We start from the raw sequence: 15,616 nt of genomic DNA, 5'->3' as shown, positions 1-15,616 counted from the left end.
TTAAGTAAAAATGTAATTAGTTTGACAATGTTAAATTAGGCTCGTGAGAGCCAATATCAGTAAAATTTGAAAATGGAAAAGAAAAAACTTCACGGTTAGCCCAGTGGGGGCTAAATGAAGCAGCTATCGATAAATTGGGTGAGCGGCTTGACCAGTATCATGAACGTTATCGTTATTGGATGAAAACCAAGACACGCGATACCAGTGAATATGGCTATCATTACCTGAGTGGCTTGTTACGAATGGAGAGCAACCGGCATATCAGCGGGATTGCCCGTGTAGCGGGAATCCCCGAACAAAATCTGCAACAATTCATCGCCGATTCACCTTGGGCCGGGAACGATTTGATCGCCGTCCTGCAACAAGATATCAGCAGTTTGCCCCACTACCAGCAAGGCAGTGTCCTCATTGCTGATGAAAGTGCAGAGGAGAAGGCCGGTGATGGCAGCGCCGGCAGCAGTCGGCAGCACAATGGTCGCCTGGGAAAAGTTGACATGAGTCAGGTGGGTGTGTTTTTGGCCTTGGCCAAAGATGGCTACCGCACCTGGATTGATGGCGAACTGTACTTGCCAGAAAAATGGTTCACCCCGGCCTATGCGCGGCGACGCAACAAGCTAGCCATCCCCGCTGACCGGGAATTTCAGACCAAGATCGAACTGGTACTGGTCATGGTCAAGCGGGTCCTGGCCAATGGCGTCGCCTTTGACGCCTTTGACTGCGACAGCTTGTATGGCCGCAGCCACTGGTTGCGGGCTGAATTAGACCAGCTGTCCATCCAATACTTTGCCGATATTCCCTGCAACTTGTCGCTTTATCTGGAGAAACCTCAGGTCATCCGGGAACCAAAGCGCAAGCATGTCCAAATTACTGTGTTAGGCAGTCAGACCACACCTGAACAACTGGCATCGGCGTTCTCATTCACCGCCATCACCCTTCGTCCACATGAACGGGGCCATCTCACTGCCCAATTTGCCCGGCAACGGGTGTGGACCGTCAGTGAAGAGGGAAGTTGCCGCCAGGAATGGCTGCTGATCCGCCGCGCCAACGGTAAAGTTACTTATTCACTGAGCAATGCCCCGGCTGATATTCCTCTGGAGACAATGGCCCGGCACAAGTCGCATCGCTACTTCATCGAACGGGCCCATCAGGACGCCAAATCGGAGTTGGGGTGGGATGAATTTCAGGCCCAGAAGTACCCTGCCTGGGTTCACCATCTCGCCTTGACCATCATGGCCAGTGCCTTCATCACCGAAACCTTGCTCGAGTGGACGGAGGCATATCCTCGTGACCCGGCTTTGTTGGCTGCCTACGAAACGGATACTTTGCCCAATTTATCGATTGTTAACGTTCGTACCTTGCTACGAGCCGCGTTGCCGTTGCCGCAGTTGTCGTCACGCCAGGCGGCTGAATTGGTTGTCAAACACTTGGATAATCGTACTCGCTCACGAAAGTCACGGCTTAGAAAGGCTCGTGGCCCGTGAATCTAACATTGTCAAATTAGGTAGCAAACCATTTACACAGTTACTCAATTACATAGTCAAAGCCATCACCGCTTTTTGCACATGCAGGCGATTTTCAGCTTCATCATATACGACGCTATTGGGGCCATCAATCACGCCATCAGTCACTTCGATATTGCGGTCAGCAGGCAGGCAGTGCATGTAGATGGCATCATCTTTAGCCAAGGCCATGCGCCGTTCATCGGTAATCCAATCGGTGTATTTCTTGCTGATTTCAGCTGACTCCTCTAAATTCTCCGTTGTCAACATACACCCCCACGCTTTGGGATAAACAATATCAGCATCTTTGAAGCCAGCATCAAAATCATCCAAAATTTCAAATGAGCCGTGCGACTTACGTGCGTTTTCTTTGGCTTGCTCTACATATTCGGGAATGAGATTAAATTCCGGCGGATGGGTGAGGCGGACGTTCATACCGAAGCGCGTCATGAGCAAAATAAGGCTGATGGGCACGCTCATAGGTTTTTGGTAGCTTTTGGCGTAGGCATAGCTGACGTTAATTGTCTTGCCGCGTGGATCGCCTTTGTGCTCAATAATTGTGAGTAAATCGGCCAAAATCTGGAAAGGGTGGAAGTGGTCACACTGCATGTTTAGCACAGGAACGCGGCTTGCATCGGCGACGCCACGAATGTAATCATTCCCAACTCCCCAATCACATTGGCGAATAGCAATCCCGTCATTGTAACGACCTAAAATCTCGCCAATTTCTTTGCCGGTGTCGCCGTGGCTAATCTGGGTAGTTTTTTCATCGATAAATTGGGCATGGCCCCCAAGCTGGGCCATACCTGCTTCAAAACTGTTGCGGGTGCGAGTGCTGGTAAAAAAGAAGAGCATGGAAAGCACTTTGTCGCGCAAAACTGCGTGAGGCATACCCATTGCCCGCTTCCGTTTTAAGTCTAGGGCAACATCAATGATGGTATCAATTTCGCTTTTAGTCCATTCCTGAGTGGTAATCATGTCGCGTCCGCGAAGGTGAGTTTGCATCTTTTGTCCTCCAAATGAAAGGTTATTTCAGTTACTTTATCATCGCTGGTAGCAGCGCATAAAATTTTGTTGCTTCAACGACATCTTTTAAGGGCACATGCTCGTTGACGGCATGGGCATAAATTTCGTTGCCAGGCCCAAAACCAATGCTGGGAATGCCTAATTTGCCTGTCCAGTAATTTCCGTTGGTTGAGAAATCCCACTTGCCTTGGCCAAATGGGTCACCGGTTGACCACAGGGCTTGCAATGTTTTTACACTAGCCTGCACAAAGGGATGATTCTCCTCTAATGCCCAGGCGGGGAAATATTGCTCATATTCGTACACGGCTCCCGTGTGGCTGGGTTCTGTGTAAATCAGTTTGCGAATTTCAAAATCATCTTTGCGTGATTCGGGGATAATTGCTTCCAGGGCGTTGCGCCAATACTCTTTGGTTTCGCCAAAGGTAACGCGGCGGTCAATGAAGATGGTGCACTCGTCGGGGACGGCGTTGGTGCTAGGGCTAACGCTGGAAATGCGGGTGACTGTGACCCGCCCCTGGCCAAGAAATTCGTGTGGCTCAAAATCTTTTTCCATTTCAGAAATCGCCTGGATGATGGGCAGCATTTTGTAAACGGCATTGTCACCCATGTAGTTGCTGGCGGCGTGGGCACTTTTGCCTTTGCAGGTGATTTCCATCTCAATGCGCCCTTTGTGACCACGATACACTTTCATATTGGTAGGTTCCCCGATGACAACAAAATCAGGATGGACACCCTCCCAATCGTGGAAGGCGGCGCAGCCTACGCCATCGCACCATTCTTCAATATTGCCGAGAATGTAGCAGGTGAACCCTTCTAGCAAGCTGAGGTCACGGGCCATTGCCAGCCCGTAAACCATGCCTGGGGTGCTGTTTTTCTCATCCAGGGCACCACGTGCGTACAGCATGCCATCTTCAACTTTGCCTTCAAATGGATCCCATTCCCATTGGTCTGGATCGCCAATGCCAACGGTGTCTATGTGTGTATCGTAGAGCAGTATTTTGGGACCGTTGCCAATTTTGCCAACGATGGAGCCGTATTTATCTACGTACACTTCATCGTAGTTGAGCTTGCGCATTTCTTCGCCGATGCGTTTGCCTACTTCTTCAATATCGCTGTCCATGCTGGGAATAGCAACGATTTCGCGGAAGAAACGCAAAATATCCCCTTCAGCGTTGGCTACACGCTGGTTGAGGGTGTTGATTATTTCTTTCATATGTGTCCTCTTTGACTCAAGTTTTCTAATTGGGAGTCTGGCAAATGGTGTAAATTGTTTGCCAATATTTTAAAGTTTGTGCAGTATTAGGCTAGGAGTGCAAATAATATGCCAATTGGTCTGACAAATTTTGTACTTTTTATCACATTCTTCTTTGTGGGACAAGAAAAAGGTGCCGTATTTGGGCAAAATTATGCTAAAAGTGCCTTGTGCTAGCATGACAAATGTCATGCTGGCGTTGCGATGATTATCACCAGTTTTGTATGGCGAAAGAGATGGAGCGACCCAAGCTAAATATTGAGCAAGTAGAGCTGAAGCTGCGGCAGCGTATTCGGCACAGAGCCTATAAACCTGGCGACAAATTGCCGACAGAGTTGACGCTTTCGGCTGAGTTTGGCGTAAGCCGGGCCACTGTTCGTACGGTGCTGACGCGGCTGGCAAACGAGGGGTTAATCATTCGGCGGCAGGGTGCTGGTACATATGTGAACCAGCGGGTGGGGGAAGTGAATACGCTGGGTGGTGTGCTAGATTACGGCCGTCTCATTGCAGAATCTGGCTATAAACCGACCATCCAACCCATCTCCATGTTGCAACGGCCAGCCACAGCGGCAGAAGCCGCTCGCTTAAATTTGGCAGCAGGGGAGCCGGTGTTGGTGCTAGTGCGGCTGTTTTTGGCGGATGAACGGCCGTTTATATTAGCAACCAACATCATCCCACAGAGTTTGTTTACAGGGGAGGGTGATGGCTTGGACGGCCGTTTGCCGTTACACACCTTTTTGCAAAATTATTGCCAACAGACAATTGCTTACGCCATTTACGAAATAAGTCCAACGGTGGCAAATGATGAAAATACTATCCGTTTATTAAAATGCGCCCTGGGGACGCAACTCTTGCGGTTTTCTACCACATTTTACAATGCAGATGATCAGCCTATTGTTTGGGGTTACAGCACCTATGATGATGCGCTAGTGAAATTGCGGTTTTTGCAAAGTTGGATGTAGTCAGCCACTTGGTGATAATTTCGCGTAGCCACTATTACTCAGCTTTCTATAGAATAGTCACAAATTCGTTTGTCTTCTTTTTCTCTAAAGCATGGGTGGGAACCTGGGCATCTTCGGCTGGGTAGCCGACCACCAGGTTAATGTAAGCGCGTTCGTTTTTGGGACGCTGCAAGATTTCGCCCAAGAAGCCCATGGGGCTGGGCGTGTGGGTTAGACAAGCCAGACCAGCATTGTGCAAAGCTGCAATCAAAAAGCCAGTGGCTATGCCCACAGATTCTTGCACATAATAATGTTTGATGCGCGAACCATCATCAGCCAATCCGTATGATTGGGCGAAAATGACAACGAGGCATCCCGCTTTGTCAATGAACGATTTATCAGCATCCGTACCCAATGGAGCCAGTGCTTCCAGCCACTCTTCTGAGGCGCGCCCTGCATAAAAAGCGCGTTCTTCTTCTTCGGCCGCCAGGCGAATTTTGTGCTTGATGTCAGGATCAGTAACCACGACAAAATGCCACGGCTGCTGGTTGGCCCCACTGGGAGCGCGACCGGCAGTTTCCAGGCATTTCATGATGACATCCAGGGGAACGGGCTTGTCGGCAAAGTCGCGCGTGCTGTGCCGCTGCTGCATGAGGTTGAAAAATTGTTGGGCGCGAGCTTGCATTTCTGGAAGCGGGTATGTTTGCATTGCCAGGGGGACAGAGGGGATTGATTTCATGCTTTTTCTCCTATTTGCTTTTCACAAGGGTTGATGATGGTGCGCAATGTACGGCCGTTACCACACATATTAGACGAATTGAACGGCAAGTGAACCTAAATCGCCAAAGTCAGCCCGAATGGTGTCGCCAACATTGGCCCAGACGGGGCGCACAAACGAACCAGCCAAGAGCATTTGCCCTGGCTCGAGAGAATATCCCAGGGTGGCTAACTTGTTGGCCAGCCAGGCCACCCCGTTGGCCGGATGCCCCATAACGCCACAGGACAATCCTGTTTCTTCGATTTCAGTATTGCGATACAGAATGCCTGGCACCATATGCAAATTAAGATCGCGGGGGTGAAACGGCCGTCCGCCCAACACAATCCCCGCCCCAGCCCCATTATCGGCAATGGTGTCGTAAATTTTCCGCGGTTCGTCCACTCGGGTATCAATAATTTCAATGGAAGGCACCACAAATTCTGTAGCCCGCAGCACATCGAGCATGGTGACGCCCGGCCCCCTGAGCGGCGCACCCAAAATAAAGGCCAGCTCTAGCTCCACCCGAGGCACACAATAATTGGCATGTGGCACTTTTGCACCGTCTTCAATGAGAAAATGATCATACAAAAAGCCAAAGTCCGGCTCATCAATTTTAGAGGAACGTCGCATAGCGATTGAGGTTAACCCCACCTTGTAACCGATGAGCTTGGCCCCATCAGCTATGGTGCGTTGCGCCACTTCGGCGGAAATTGCGTAGGAATCCTCAAATTCAATATGGGGGAACAGGGCAGACGGCCGTATGGTTTGCACCTTGGTTTCGTTTGCCTCTAGTAACGCTTCAACTACTTGGCTCCTCTCTTTTTCTGTCAGCATGTTGCCTTCCTTTACTAATGCTCAATTTGCACAGCAAGGGTATGCGACTTTTTGCGATTTGCACAGAAATTAGCAAAATACAGGTATGTCTGCGCCCACAATTTCAATCGCCTTTCAAACTGACAAGCCACTGAACGCATACGGCCGTTTGGCCCAGATTGCCGAAAATTACAGCTTTGATGGCATCACCGTCTACAATGATCTTCTCTACCAACCGGCCTGGCTGCCCTTGCTGGAAATTGCCCGCGCCACCAGCCGGGTCCGCGTTGGGCCCGCGGCGGTCAATCCCTTCACCTGCCATCCCATCAACATTGCTGCCAACATCGCCCTCATTGATGAAATGAGCAACGGCCGTTCCTACTTGGGTTTTGCGCGAGGAGCCTGGCTAGATTTTGTTGGCTTGCAGCCACAAAACGCCCCGCAGCAGCTGCGGGAAGCGATGGCCTGTGTGCGCCATCTGCTGCAAAAACGTACAGAACCGCTGCCGGGCGATTATTTTCCGCTGGCTGGTGGGGAGGCGTTTCGCTGGACGGCCGTTAACCCGAATATTCCCTTCTTGCTGGGCAGTTGGGGGCAAAAAACTATCGCCGTCTGTCGGCCGTTGGTGGATGAGATTAAGCTGGGCGGTACGGCTAACCCCGGCGCGGTGCGCTGGCTGCGGCAGCAGTTGGCCATCGAGGGTTCCGCGCCAGATATCGTTGTGGGCGCAGTCTCGGTGGTATCGGAGGATCGGGCAGAGGCACTGACTTTGGCGCGGCGGGAAGTAGCCCTCTACTTGCCCATTGTAGCTCGACTGGACCCTACGCTGGCATTAGACTTAGAGCTGGTTGGGCGGTTAGAAACGGCCGTCAACCAGCATGAATGGGAAACGGCCGTTTCGCTTATCTCCGATGAATTATTGAAAAAGTTCGCCCTTGCGGGCACACCGTCGGAAATCGGCCAACAGACGCTGGAACTATTGGCGGCAGGTGCCAATCGCGTGGAATTTGGCACGCCACATGGTATAACAAGCCATGATGGGCTGTGCCTGCTGGGGAAAAAAGTGCTGCCCATCGTTCGGAAAGCGTTGACATGAAATCTGACGAATTTCAACTGTACGATCTCACCATTGAAGTGGAAGCGATTGAGGGGAACTGCACCTGCAACATGGCCGTGGGGGATCGCTTTTTCCTGCGCAGTGGCAAGCTCTCATTGCCAGATGGTGCCGATTTTTGTCTCTATGCGCTCCAGGCGGCGATACCACTGCTGCCCGCCAAGCAGCGGCAAAATCATCCAGCCGACTGGATGGAAACGGACGCCCGCGTTGTTTGCCCAGACCCAGCTTGCCGCCTCATTATGCAGATTAAACGCGGCCAAACCCGCACCCTGCGCCACGACGACGTCAGCCCTATCCCCTGGGATGAGATTTAATTTGCCACAGAGGATACAGAGGAAAGAGAGAAGTCTCATAATTCTCTGTGCGGCTCTGTGGCTAAAATTTTGGAAAATCATATGACAAAATTGCAACAAGGCGATTTGCTGTGGCAGCCATCAGCCGAAGTTGTGGAAAACGCAAACCTAACCCGCTTCATGCGCTGGCTGGCGGCTGAGAAAAATCTGAATTTCGACAGCTACGATGCGCTATGGCAATGGTCGGTGACGGAGTTGGGCGCGTTTTGGCAAGCGGTTTGGACGTTTTGCGAGGTGAAAGCGTCTCAGCGGGGTGAGGTGGCTCTGGCCAATGCCCAAATGCCCGGTGCGGTTTGGTTCCCGGAAGCACGGCTCAATTATGCCGAGAACATCTTTGCCCAAATGACCGATTCGCGTCCAGCGTTTTTGTACGAGGATGAAGATGGCCCGCTGGTTGAATGGAGCTGGGCCGAGGTTTATCGGCAAACGGCCGTTCTGCAACAACATCTAAAGCAAATTGGCATCGGGCAAGGGGATCGCGTCGTGGCCTATTTACCCAATATTCCAGAAGCAATAATCGCTTGTTTGGCAACGGCCAGCCTGGGGGCGATTTGGTCCAGTGCTTCGCCTGATTTTGGCAGCAAAGCCGTGCTGGATCGCTTTGCCCAAATCGAACCGAAATTACTCATCACCGTAGATGGTTACCGTTATAACGGACGGCCGTTTGACCGCCGGGACATTGTGACCCAACTGCAAGCAAACTTGCCCACGCTAGAAAACAGTATCGCAATTCCGTTGTTAGATAATGCTCCGTTACCCAACACCCTCTCATGGCCAGACATTTTGGCAGAGGCGGATGAGACACCAGAACTAACCTTTGCGCAGCTGCCATTTAATCATCCATTGTGGATATTGTATTCATCTGGCACAACGGGCTTGCCCAAGCCAATTGTGCATGGACACGGTGGCAACCTACTTGAGCACAAAAAGGCCACCATCTTTCACAACGATTTACATCCCGGCGACCGCTTCTTTTGGTACACCAGCACAGGCTGGATGATGTGGAACTACCAGCTTGGTGCATTGCTGAGCGGCAGCACCATCATTCTATACAACGGTAGCCCCTCTTACCCAACACTCGGCAGGCTGTGGGATTTGGCCGAGCGCAGCGGCATGACCTATTTTGGCCTCTCCCCTGCCTTTGTCGCCGCTTGCATGAACGTGGGGATTCAGCCCAACCAGCAGCACGATCTTAGCCAATTGCGTGGCATTGGCTCGACCGGGGCACCATTGCCTGTGTCAGCATTTGAATGGCTGTACCAAAATGTACACGATAATTTCGCTTTGGAATCGCTCAGTGGCGGCACCGATTTGTGTAATGGATTTGTGGGTGGCTGCTGCTTAAAACCGGTCTATGCCGGGGAAATTCAGGCGGCCTGGCTGGGAGTGAAGGTGCAGGCATGGAACAACCGCGGCGAGCCGGTTGTGGGGGAGGTGGGTGAACTAATCATCGCTGCGCCGACACCCTCGATGCCGATTCGGTTTTGGAATGACGCGGATGGCGCACGATACCGTGCCAGCTACTTTGAGATGTTCCCCGGCGTGTGGCGGCATGGGGATTGGATACAGTTTAATGAGCGAGGCGGCTGTGTGATTTACGGCCGTTCCGATGCCACCATCAATCGCAAAGGCATCCGCATGGGGACGAGTGAAATTTATGCCTGCGTAGAAGCGATTGACGGCGTGTTGGACAGCCTGGTTGTTGATTTGGAACTGCTGGAGCGCGATTCCTTCATGCCGCTCTTCGTTATTTTGGCTGAGGGCAAAATGTTAGATGACGAGCTGCGTGGACAAATTAATCAAACCTTGCGGCGTGAACTGTCGCCGCGACACGTGCCAGATGCCATTTACCAAGTGCAGGAGCTGCCGTACACGCTCAGCGGCAAGAAGTTGGAAATTCCTGTGCGGCGCATTTTGTTGGGACATCCAGTAGAAAAAGCGGCCAACCTCGGTGCCATGCGCAACCCGGAATCAATCAACTATTTCATAGAACTGGCAAGTAAGCTGGCTGCTTAAAACAACTCAAACACCAGATGTCATTTCGAACCGCTTTTTTGGCGAGAAATCCTGCTCAACTTTAAGGCTGATCGTCTTTGAAAGTAGTTGGGATTTCTCCCTCTGGCCGAAATGACATATGAGAGCAGATTTTTTGATGAGTAAACGAGTCATTATCGATGCCGACAAGCCGCTATCTCGCTCATTGCTCTGGCAGATTCAGCAAGCGTATTTTCTAAATACAGGGATGAAAGCCTGGCAAGATGACGTGGTGCCTAGCGACATCAGTAGCAATCCCGTCATGGCCCGAGCCTACAGCCAGATTCTATTTGGCTACCTGCGGGATTGCTTCGCAGCAGCCCAGCAGAGTGACTTTGCTCTCGATGCTTCGCAACCCATAAACATTGTAGAGTTGGGGGCGGGTTCCGGGCGGTTAGCCTATCATTTTTTGCAAATATTTTTGCCCAAATACCATCAATCCTCTTTTGCCAGCCAGCCTATCCGCTACATCATGACGGATTTCGTGCCTGAGATTCTGGAATTTTGGCGCGGACACGGCCGTTTCCAACAATATTTTGATGCAGGTTTGTTAGACGTGGCTTTGTTTGACGTGATGGCGATGGAACGGCCGTTTCACCTGCAAATCAGCAATCAAACCCTCACCCCAGAAGCGGTTTCAAATCCCCTTATTCTCATCGCTAACTACTTTTTCGACAGCGTTCCGCAAGACAGCTTTGTTATCGAAGATGGGCTGCTGTGCCAAAATTTACTCACGCTCACCAGCCGCCAGCCAGAGCCGGATTTGGTTGACGCTTCTCTCTGGGATCGTCTGGAACTGCATTATGAACCGATTCCTCTAGAGAAATCGGTTTACGATCAGCATGTTTACAACCAAATTTTAGATGATTACGAAGCAACGCTGCCAGACTGCAAATTCTCGTTTCCTAACGTAGGGCTGGATTGTGTGCAGTATTGGCAGCGGTTTGGTAACGGCCGCTTGCTCTTGCTCACCAGCGACCGGGGGTACAGCCAGATAGATGCGCTCCTCAACCAGCCCGATCCGCTGCCCAACCTGCACGGCAGCTTTTCACTCATGGTCAATTACCACGCCCTTAGCGAATACATTTCGCGTAGCGGTGGACTGGTGTGCCAAGCTCCTCATTATCAAGACAACATCCAACTGCTGGCCTATGGGTTGGGGCAGCTGCCACAGCAAGCGCAGGAAACACAGCTTGCTTTTGCCCAAGCAGTGGGTGAGGGCGGCAGCCCGGATGATTTTTACGCGCTAAAGGGTGTGGTTGAGAAGGTTTACAGCAGCATGAGTTTGCCGGAGCTACTTGCATTTTTGCGGTTGTCGGGGTGGGATACGGCCGTATTTACCGATATGCAGCCTCATTTGAAGCAACAACTAGAAACGGCCGATCCCGCTTGGTACCCAGACGTAGCCGATGCCTTGCACACCGTGTGGCAATGTTACCTTCCGCTACATCAAGAAGACAGCACGTACCAAAAAATCTGTCACCTACTTGATTTGATGGGTTACGAATCGCTTTCAAATTGGTTTGGTGCTTCCAAAGCCAACACTGAGGGCACCATTTCCGGTTTAGCCAAGCGCAAGAGTTGGTAACCAATCCCGGCTAACCCTGTCATCAATCCCGGTTCTTCCACCCAAAGGGGGTTTCCACACAACCAACCATGATCCTCAAAGCTGTCTAAAATTGCTGGTACCAGATGCGCAATAAACTCATCCCAATTAGAATCCCCTATTACGTCTTTAGCTAGTAAAAAGAGTTCCAGGTTACCAAGATCACCGTGACATAGGCAGTGACTCATGCCAAACCCTTGAGCTCTTGTTGTATGCAGAGCTGTTTGAATTTCTGCCAGCACTTCTTGATCCTCAAAATACGGCAACGACAGCAAGCGTGCTAAGCCAATCCCAGGAGCTCCATGACACCATGCCACAGTGCATTTATGAGACTCTCCAGAAGTTCCTGCTGATGGTATGCTATTTTCGCGTAAATCGAACCAATTTTGTGCTTCAGGCGAATAGAGACTCCGTTCATACCGGATGGCCTCTATTGCAGCTTCATAAAAGCGATTCTCTCCGGTCAGGTTCGCTAATTCAAACAGAGCCCAGGCAATACCTGCACCGCCATGAGACATGCCCGTGAGAGGCTGCCTGCTAGTCATCTTCTTTGATAACCAGCCAAGTCCTGGCTGCATAGGCTGTGCAGTTTTTAGTAAATGTTCACCGCATTGTGTAAGTACATCTACTATTTTGGCATCGGGCAGCAGTTTATATAAGGTCGCAAGAGAGACGATACATCCAGCGGCTCCACCAACGACATCAAATGTAGTATCTTTTTCGATGAGCGGGGGGAGCAGTTGAACGATATCTACTGCCTCTTCGAGCAATGAGGGAGCTTGCCAAAGATTGCTAAGATTTGCCAATGTATAGATCATACCGCCCCAACCATTGTAAGCACCTACCGGGGTTAGGCTTGATCGGTTCTGATCTATTTGCTCTTGCCAAGAGTTGAAACCGGCCTTGGCTAGACGTGTGTACCGTGGTTCATCAGTTAAGTTACCCAGATGGGCCAAAAACAAAATGATGCCTGGCAGCCCACTGTATAGATCACTACCTAACGAGACAACGGCATTATGATTCTGGGTGATTGGGGTTAAGCCAACCCAATGGGCTTTGTCTTGGCTCTTTAAGGCAAGTGATTCTAAACGCCGCCCAACTTTTTCAGCAGCAGAGAAAAGTAATTCGCATTCGGCAGCTTGTTTTGGCTGAGAAGGCAGGTACGCTTGTAGTTTTGGCTGCTCTACCGCTGAAGTTAGGGTCGCCAACGAAGCACGAATAAACCATAGTTGATTCTCTAAATCGGCATTACTTAGCTGTTGTAAGCGATCTTGTACAAAAGCCCAGGCCGATTCATCAAAGAAGTCAGGAATACATTCACCAGAACTACTCCACAAATGGCGCGAATTGGGTCGCGATGTAAAAAGAGGAATATCCCCGTTTAATAAATCCTGACGTTCATGAGGAATTACTTTTGGCATTAGATAGTTGTTATCTTCTTCAATACCAACCCACAATTTGTCAAAGAAGCGCTCACGATCAAGTGCGTTGCGCAATAGATCAGGATGATAGCTTTCTTGTAAAAGAACAGCATATGTGCGGGTCGGACGTAATATCACGCGTATCTGATGCTGCAAAAAAGATGCTAATAAACCATTCGGATTTGATAGTTTTTCTTGGTGAGAAAGAAGTATGCTGTAAATCTGGCAGAAACCATCCGTTATCGCATCGACGTGATCCAGGACGTTGATCTCATCCCCATTTAAAGTTGGCCTATTTTGGCTACCGGATAGTGGCATGCGTTCGCGGACAATATGCATTTCGTCTGTGCCTGTATTCTTCCATTGCACAATAGGCGTTGGCGAGAGTTGGCCGGGCGTGGCACTTAACCCGCTGATTTCCACTCCGTCTGACTCCTCATCAACCCAAAGCCTCTGCGGTAACAGGCCGATTCTTAAGACCGAATAGGCCATCATGTTGCCAGAAAACAGATCGGATTGCTGGCGACGCAGGCTGTCCGCAACACGCGGATGAAAAAGAGATTCCAGGTCAACAAGAACGGGATGTTCACCAGAAGCGATCAAATTTTCATAATGGAAATCAGTTGCTTCTAAGGCGTAGAGGAGTGCTAAATAACCACCTTGTCTTTCATAAAATCGCGTGACTTCTTGAGGAGTTTGACAGGGTTTATTATTAATATACTCACCCCAGCCATAGCTGCCTCGGTCAATTATATTGATTGTTTGGAATGAGATCGCATTGTGACTATTGAGCCAAGATAATAAATGTTGAAACTGTTTTTCAATTGCTAAGGATCTTGGTTTGTAAACAAGGCGAAAACCTGAACTAAACTCAGTAATTAGTACGGAACGGCCGTTTCTGTGCCGATCGCCAGCATTTCCTTTGACATTAACTAAGTTGCCTGGTTTCTGGTCGAGGGAAAATTCATTGCAAATGGTTGACCAATCTGTACACAGATGATTCAAAAATTCAAAGTTAAATGTCACCCAGTTATTAAGAATAATAGTCGTTTGTCTGGCAATAATTGGGTATTCTTGTAAAAGTTTTAGAGCAAACTTTGGCTCAAGCAATTGCGACAAAAAGTCTTGATACCGCTCCTCGGCATTGCTTCCATGCAATTTATCTTCTAATCGAGCGACGTTCAATTCCAGAATGAGTGTCCGATGCAATATTGATATTAATAGCTGGGGCAGAGGCTTCAAGAAGATAGAAACGGCCGTTTCCAGCTCAAATGGTGCCAGGGGAAATGTATGTAATAACTGTTCTATGCCATCACGCAATCGGGCACCGGCCCGATTAATAAGCGGCATAACCAGATTCGAGAACCCGCCTACCTGCTGTAAATGAGGGCTTTCGGGTTGCTCTGGCAAAAAAACAGGCGGATAAGGATTTTCGTAAGCATCAAAAATATCACTTAACCAATCTGGAAATTCTAAGCGTTCTTGCATTACTTCCATTGGCTCATTCAGCAAATATCGTAACGTTGACTCCTCTATCCCATCATTTGCCAAACGCTGCTTAAAATAGCCGTTTTTGTTAAATGGTTCTTGCGAAGCCCATTGTTTTATTTTTCGCTCTACATTTTCGTCTACAGATGCACCCTTGGACAACACTTCGTTTGTTGACGGTAATGCGGCCAAACGTTCCTTTAATGTAAAAGCACGATACCAATTAGGGTCATTTACGAACAGTTTATTATGCACAACGCGTTCTCCCATTTAGTATGCCCATCTAACTTGCATATCTCTTCGCGCTTGCAAATTAGACAAGTTAAATATGAAAGTTGAACCTTCGCCCAACCCGCATAACGTTCAGATATATTTACCCAGCACAGCCTCAAAGTCCAGCGGGCAGATGATTTTGAGGGCTGAACAAAATCCAACCCCCAAAATCATTAAAACTGATTAACCAGCGCAGCCCCAAGGTCCTGGTTGAGATGTACAGGTATTTGTCCAGCAATATGGTGAGACAACAGAGCATTCACATTGCTGCCCCTGATCTGCACTTGCACCACCAACTGCATAACCCAGATCCATATCCGATAGTTCAATCAATCCAGCTGGGTTATCTGGCAATTTGGCCAGTTCTTCCGGGGTGAGACTCTCACGATATGCTTCATCTTTCCAAGCGCGAATAGGGTCAATATTTTTCATTTTTATCTCCTTGTTGTATTTGTATGATCGTTTTACGAAAAAAAACGCAGCTATACGGATATTACATTACGCAAACGCAAGCTGATTTTGCGACTGTACCGCCACCAGCAACCATCTCCATCTCTGATTCAGTTATCTCAACCAAACCTGCGGGATGTTGTGGTAGCTGCCCTAATTCTTCTTTGGAAAGGCTGTGACGATAAACTTCATCTTTCCAAGCGCGAACAATATCTGCTTTTTTCATGACTTTCTCCTTGTTTTGAAAGTTACACTAAAATATTTGGTATCAATCTGCCGCGGTCAGATTGGCAAACCCATAGAAGTTAACAATAGGGTTAAAGGTCACATAACATTGCACTTGGCACTACCGCCACCGCCACCACCACAGCCGATACTATTGCAGCCGACGAAGCTCACACAAACGGCCGTCCAGCCACATTGACTAGGATTAACAGTGGCACCTGCGACAGATTTCAAGTCAACATCATTCAGCTCCAGAATCCCTGCTGGATTCGGTGGTAAATTCATCAATTCGTTCTTAGTCAAACTGTGACGATAGGCCTCATCTTTCCAGGCCCGAATAACATCTATTTGTGACATACTG

Annotated in this window: 14 protein-coding genes; 6 read left to right on the top strand and 8 right to left on the bottom strand. The window is 49.5% G+C overall.

The features are described from left to right. Positions 1–179: 179 nt before the first annotated feature. Entirely contained in the window at positions 180–1,481 is a 1,302-nt protein-coding gene (locus ACOQPU_RS07520) for an IS701 family transposase (RefSeq protein WP_420640693.1), read from the top strand. Between the two features lie 48 nt (positions 1,482–1,529). Here the strand turns inward: ACOQPU_RS07520 and ACOQPU_RS07515 are convergent, their stop codons facing one another. Both ACOQPU_RS07515 and ACOQPU_RS07510 read right to left on the bottom strand, forming a co-directional pair. Further along, entirely contained in the window at positions 1,530–2,504 is a 975-nt protein-coding gene (locus tag ACOQPU_RS07515) for an ornithine carbamoyltransferase (protein ID WP_420644506.1), read from the bottom strand. Positions 2,505–2,535: 31 nt separating this feature from the next. After that, the gene (locus ACOQPU_RS07510; RefSeq protein WP_420644505.1) at positions 2,536–3,738 is read right to left on the bottom strand and encodes a YgeY family selenium metabolism-linked hydrolase; all 1,203 of its coding nucleotides are present in this window, start codon (positions 3,736–3,738) and stop codon (positions 2,536–2,538) included. A gap of 275 nt (positions 3,739–4,013) precedes the next feature. Here ACOQPU_RS07510 and ACOQPU_RS07505 point away from each other — a divergent pair, with 275 nt between their 5' ends. Further along, positions 4,014–4,739, top strand: coding sequence for a GntR family transcriptional regulator (locus ACOQPU_RS07505; protein WP_420644504.1), 726 nt, complete (start codon positions 4,014–4,016; stop codon positions 4,737–4,739). Between the two features lie 46 nt (positions 4,740–4,785). Here the strand turns inward: ACOQPU_RS07505 and ACOQPU_RS07500 are convergent, their stop codons facing one another. Then, positions 4,786–5,457 (bottom strand): nitroreductase family protein, encoded by a 672-nt coding sequence (locus ACOQPU_RS07500; RefSeq protein WP_420644503.1) that lies wholly within the window; start codon positions 5,455–5,457, stop codon positions 4,786–4,788. A gap of 69 nt (positions 5,458–5,526) precedes the next feature. Next, positions 5,527–6,309 (bottom strand): 2-oxo-hepta-3-ene-1,7-dioate hydratase, encoded by a 783-nt coding sequence (locus tag ACOQPU_RS07495; protein WP_420644502.1) that lies wholly within the window; start codon positions 6,307–6,309, stop codon positions 5,527–5,529. Positions 6,310–6,394: 85 nt separating this feature from the next. Between ACOQPU_RS07495 and ACOQPU_RS07490 the strand changes: the two genes are divergently transcribed. The 4 genes from ACOQPU_RS07490 to ACOQPU_RS07475 all read left to right on the top strand — a co-directional run bounded on the left by ACOQPU_RS07490 (position 6,395) and on the right by ACOQPU_RS07475 (position 11,380). After that, positions 6,395–7,384 (top strand): LLM class flavin-dependent oxidoreductase, encoded by a 990-nt coding sequence (locus ACOQPU_RS07490; protein ID WP_420644501.1) that lies wholly within the window; start codon positions 6,395–6,397, stop codon positions 7,382–7,384. Then, positions 7,381–7,719, top strand: a complete 339-nt coding sequence (locus tag ACOQPU_RS07485; protein WP_420644500.1) for a TIGR04076 family protein — start codon at positions 7,381–7,383, stop codon at positions 7,717–7,719. Before ACOQPU_RS07490 ends, ACOQPU_RS07485 begins: the two co-directional genes overlap by 4 nt. Before the next feature lie 81 nt (positions 7,720–7,800). After that, on the top strand, positions 7,801–9,774 hold the full coding sequence (locus ACOQPU_RS07480; protein WP_420644499.1) for an acetoacetate--CoA ligase: 1,974 nt from the start codon (positions 7,801–7,803) through the stop codon (positions 9,772–9,774). A gap of 136 nt (positions 9,775–9,910) precedes the next feature. Then, the gene (locus ACOQPU_RS07475) at positions 9,911–11,380 is read left to right on the top strand and encodes an SAM-dependent methyltransferase (protein WP_420644498.1); all 1,470 of its coding nucleotides are present in this window, start codon (positions 9,911–9,913) and stop codon (positions 11,378–11,380) included. Here the strand turns inward: ACOQPU_RS07475 and ACOQPU_RS07470 are convergent. From ACOQPU_RS07470 to ACOQPU_RS07455, 4 genes are all read right to left on the bottom strand, one after another. Further along, complete coding sequence (locus tag ACOQPU_RS07470) at positions 11,293–14,577, bottom strand: type 2 lanthipeptide synthetase LanM family protein (RefSeq protein WP_420644497.1); 3,285 nt, start codon at positions 14,575–14,577, stop codon at positions 11,293–11,295. The two genes, ACOQPU_RS07475 and ACOQPU_RS07470, sit on opposite strands and share 88 nt — an antisense overlap. Positions 14,578–14,763: 186 nt before the next feature. Continuing rightward, the gene (locus tag ACOQPU_RS07465; RefSeq protein ID WP_420644496.1) at positions 14,764–15,012 is read right to left on the bottom strand and encodes a mersacidin/lichenicidin family type 2 lantibiotic; all 249 of its coding nucleotides are present in this window, start codon (positions 15,010–15,012) and stop codon (positions 14,764–14,766) included. Positions 15,013–15,073: 61 nt separating this feature from the next. Beyond that, a complete protein-coding gene (locus ACOQPU_RS07460) occupies positions 15,074–15,256 on the bottom strand; it encodes a mersacidin/lichenicidin family type 2 lantibiotic (protein ID WP_420644495.1) in 183 nt (60 codons plus the stop codon). A 98-nt stretch (positions 15,257–15,354) separates the two neighbouring features. Continuing rightward, positions 15,355–15,612 (bottom strand): mersacidin/lichenicidin family type 2 lantibiotic, encoded by a 258-nt coding sequence (locus ACOQPU_RS07455; RefSeq protein WP_420644494.1) that lies wholly within the window; start codon positions 15,610–15,612, stop codon positions 15,355–15,357. Between the last annotated feature and the right edge of the window lie 4 nt (positions 15,613–15,616).

The sequence above is a fragment of the Candidatus Leptofilum sp. genome (assembly GCF_965223285.1).
Classification (GTDB): Bacteria; Chloroflexota; Anaerolineae; order Promineifilales; family Promineifilaceae; genus Leptofilum.
This window is presented reverse-complemented; position numbering and strand designations above follow the sequence as displayed.

Coding starts and splice junctions, on each gene's coding strand:
- ACOQPU_RS07465 (WP_420644496.1), bottom strand. CDS start 15,012: ATGAAAAATATTGACCCTATTCGCGCTTGGAAAGATGAAGCATATCGT.
- ACOQPU_RS07520 (WP_420640693.1), top strand. CDS start 180: ATGAAAACCAAGACACGCGATACCAGTGAATATGGCTATCATTACCTG.
- ACOQPU_RS07455 (WP_420644494.1), bottom strand. CDS start 15,612: ATGTCACAAATAGATGTTATTCGGGCCTGGAAAGATGAGGCCTATCGT.
- ACOQPU_RS07500 (WP_420644503.1), bottom strand. CDS start 5,457: ATGAAATCAATCCCCTCTGTCCCCCTGGCAATGCAAACATACCCGCTT.
- ACOQPU_RS07470 (WP_420644497.1), bottom strand. CDS start 14,577: ATGGGAGAACGCGTTGTGCATAATAAACTGTTCGTAAATGACCCTAAT.
- ACOQPU_RS07460 (WP_420644495.1), bottom strand. CDS start 15,256: ATGAAAAAAGCAGATATTGTTCGCGCTTGGAAAGATGAAGTTTATCGT.
- ACOQPU_RS07515 (WP_420644506.1), bottom strand. CDS start 2,504: ATGCAAACTCACCTTCGCGGACGCGACATGATTACCACTCAGGAATGG.
- ACOQPU_RS07495 (WP_420644502.1), bottom strand. CDS start 6,309: ATGCTGACAGAAAAAGAGAGGAGCCAAGTAGTTGAAGCGTTACTAGAG.
- ACOQPU_RS07490 (WP_420644501.1), top strand. CDS start 6,395: ATGTCTGCGCCCACAATTTCAATCGCCTTTCAAACTGACAAGCCACTG.
- ACOQPU_RS07505 (WP_420644504.1), top strand. CDS start 4,014: ATGGAGCGACCCAAGCTAAATATTGAGCAAGTAGAGCTGAAGCTGCGG.
- ACOQPU_RS07510 (WP_420644505.1), bottom strand. CDS start 3,738: ATGAAAGAAATAATCAACACCCTCAACCAGCGTGTAGCCAACGCTGAA.
- ACOQPU_RS07485 (WP_420644500.1), top strand. CDS start 7,381: ATGAAATCTGACGAATTTCAACTGTACGATCTCACCATTGAAGTGGAA.
- ACOQPU_RS07480 (WP_420644499.1), top strand. CDS start 7,801: ATGACAAAATTGCAACAAGGCGATTTGCTGTGGCAGCCATCAGCCGAA.
- ACOQPU_RS07475 (WP_420644498.1), top strand. CDS start 9,911: ATGAGTAAACGAGTCATTATCGATGCCGACAAGCCGCTATCTCGCTCA.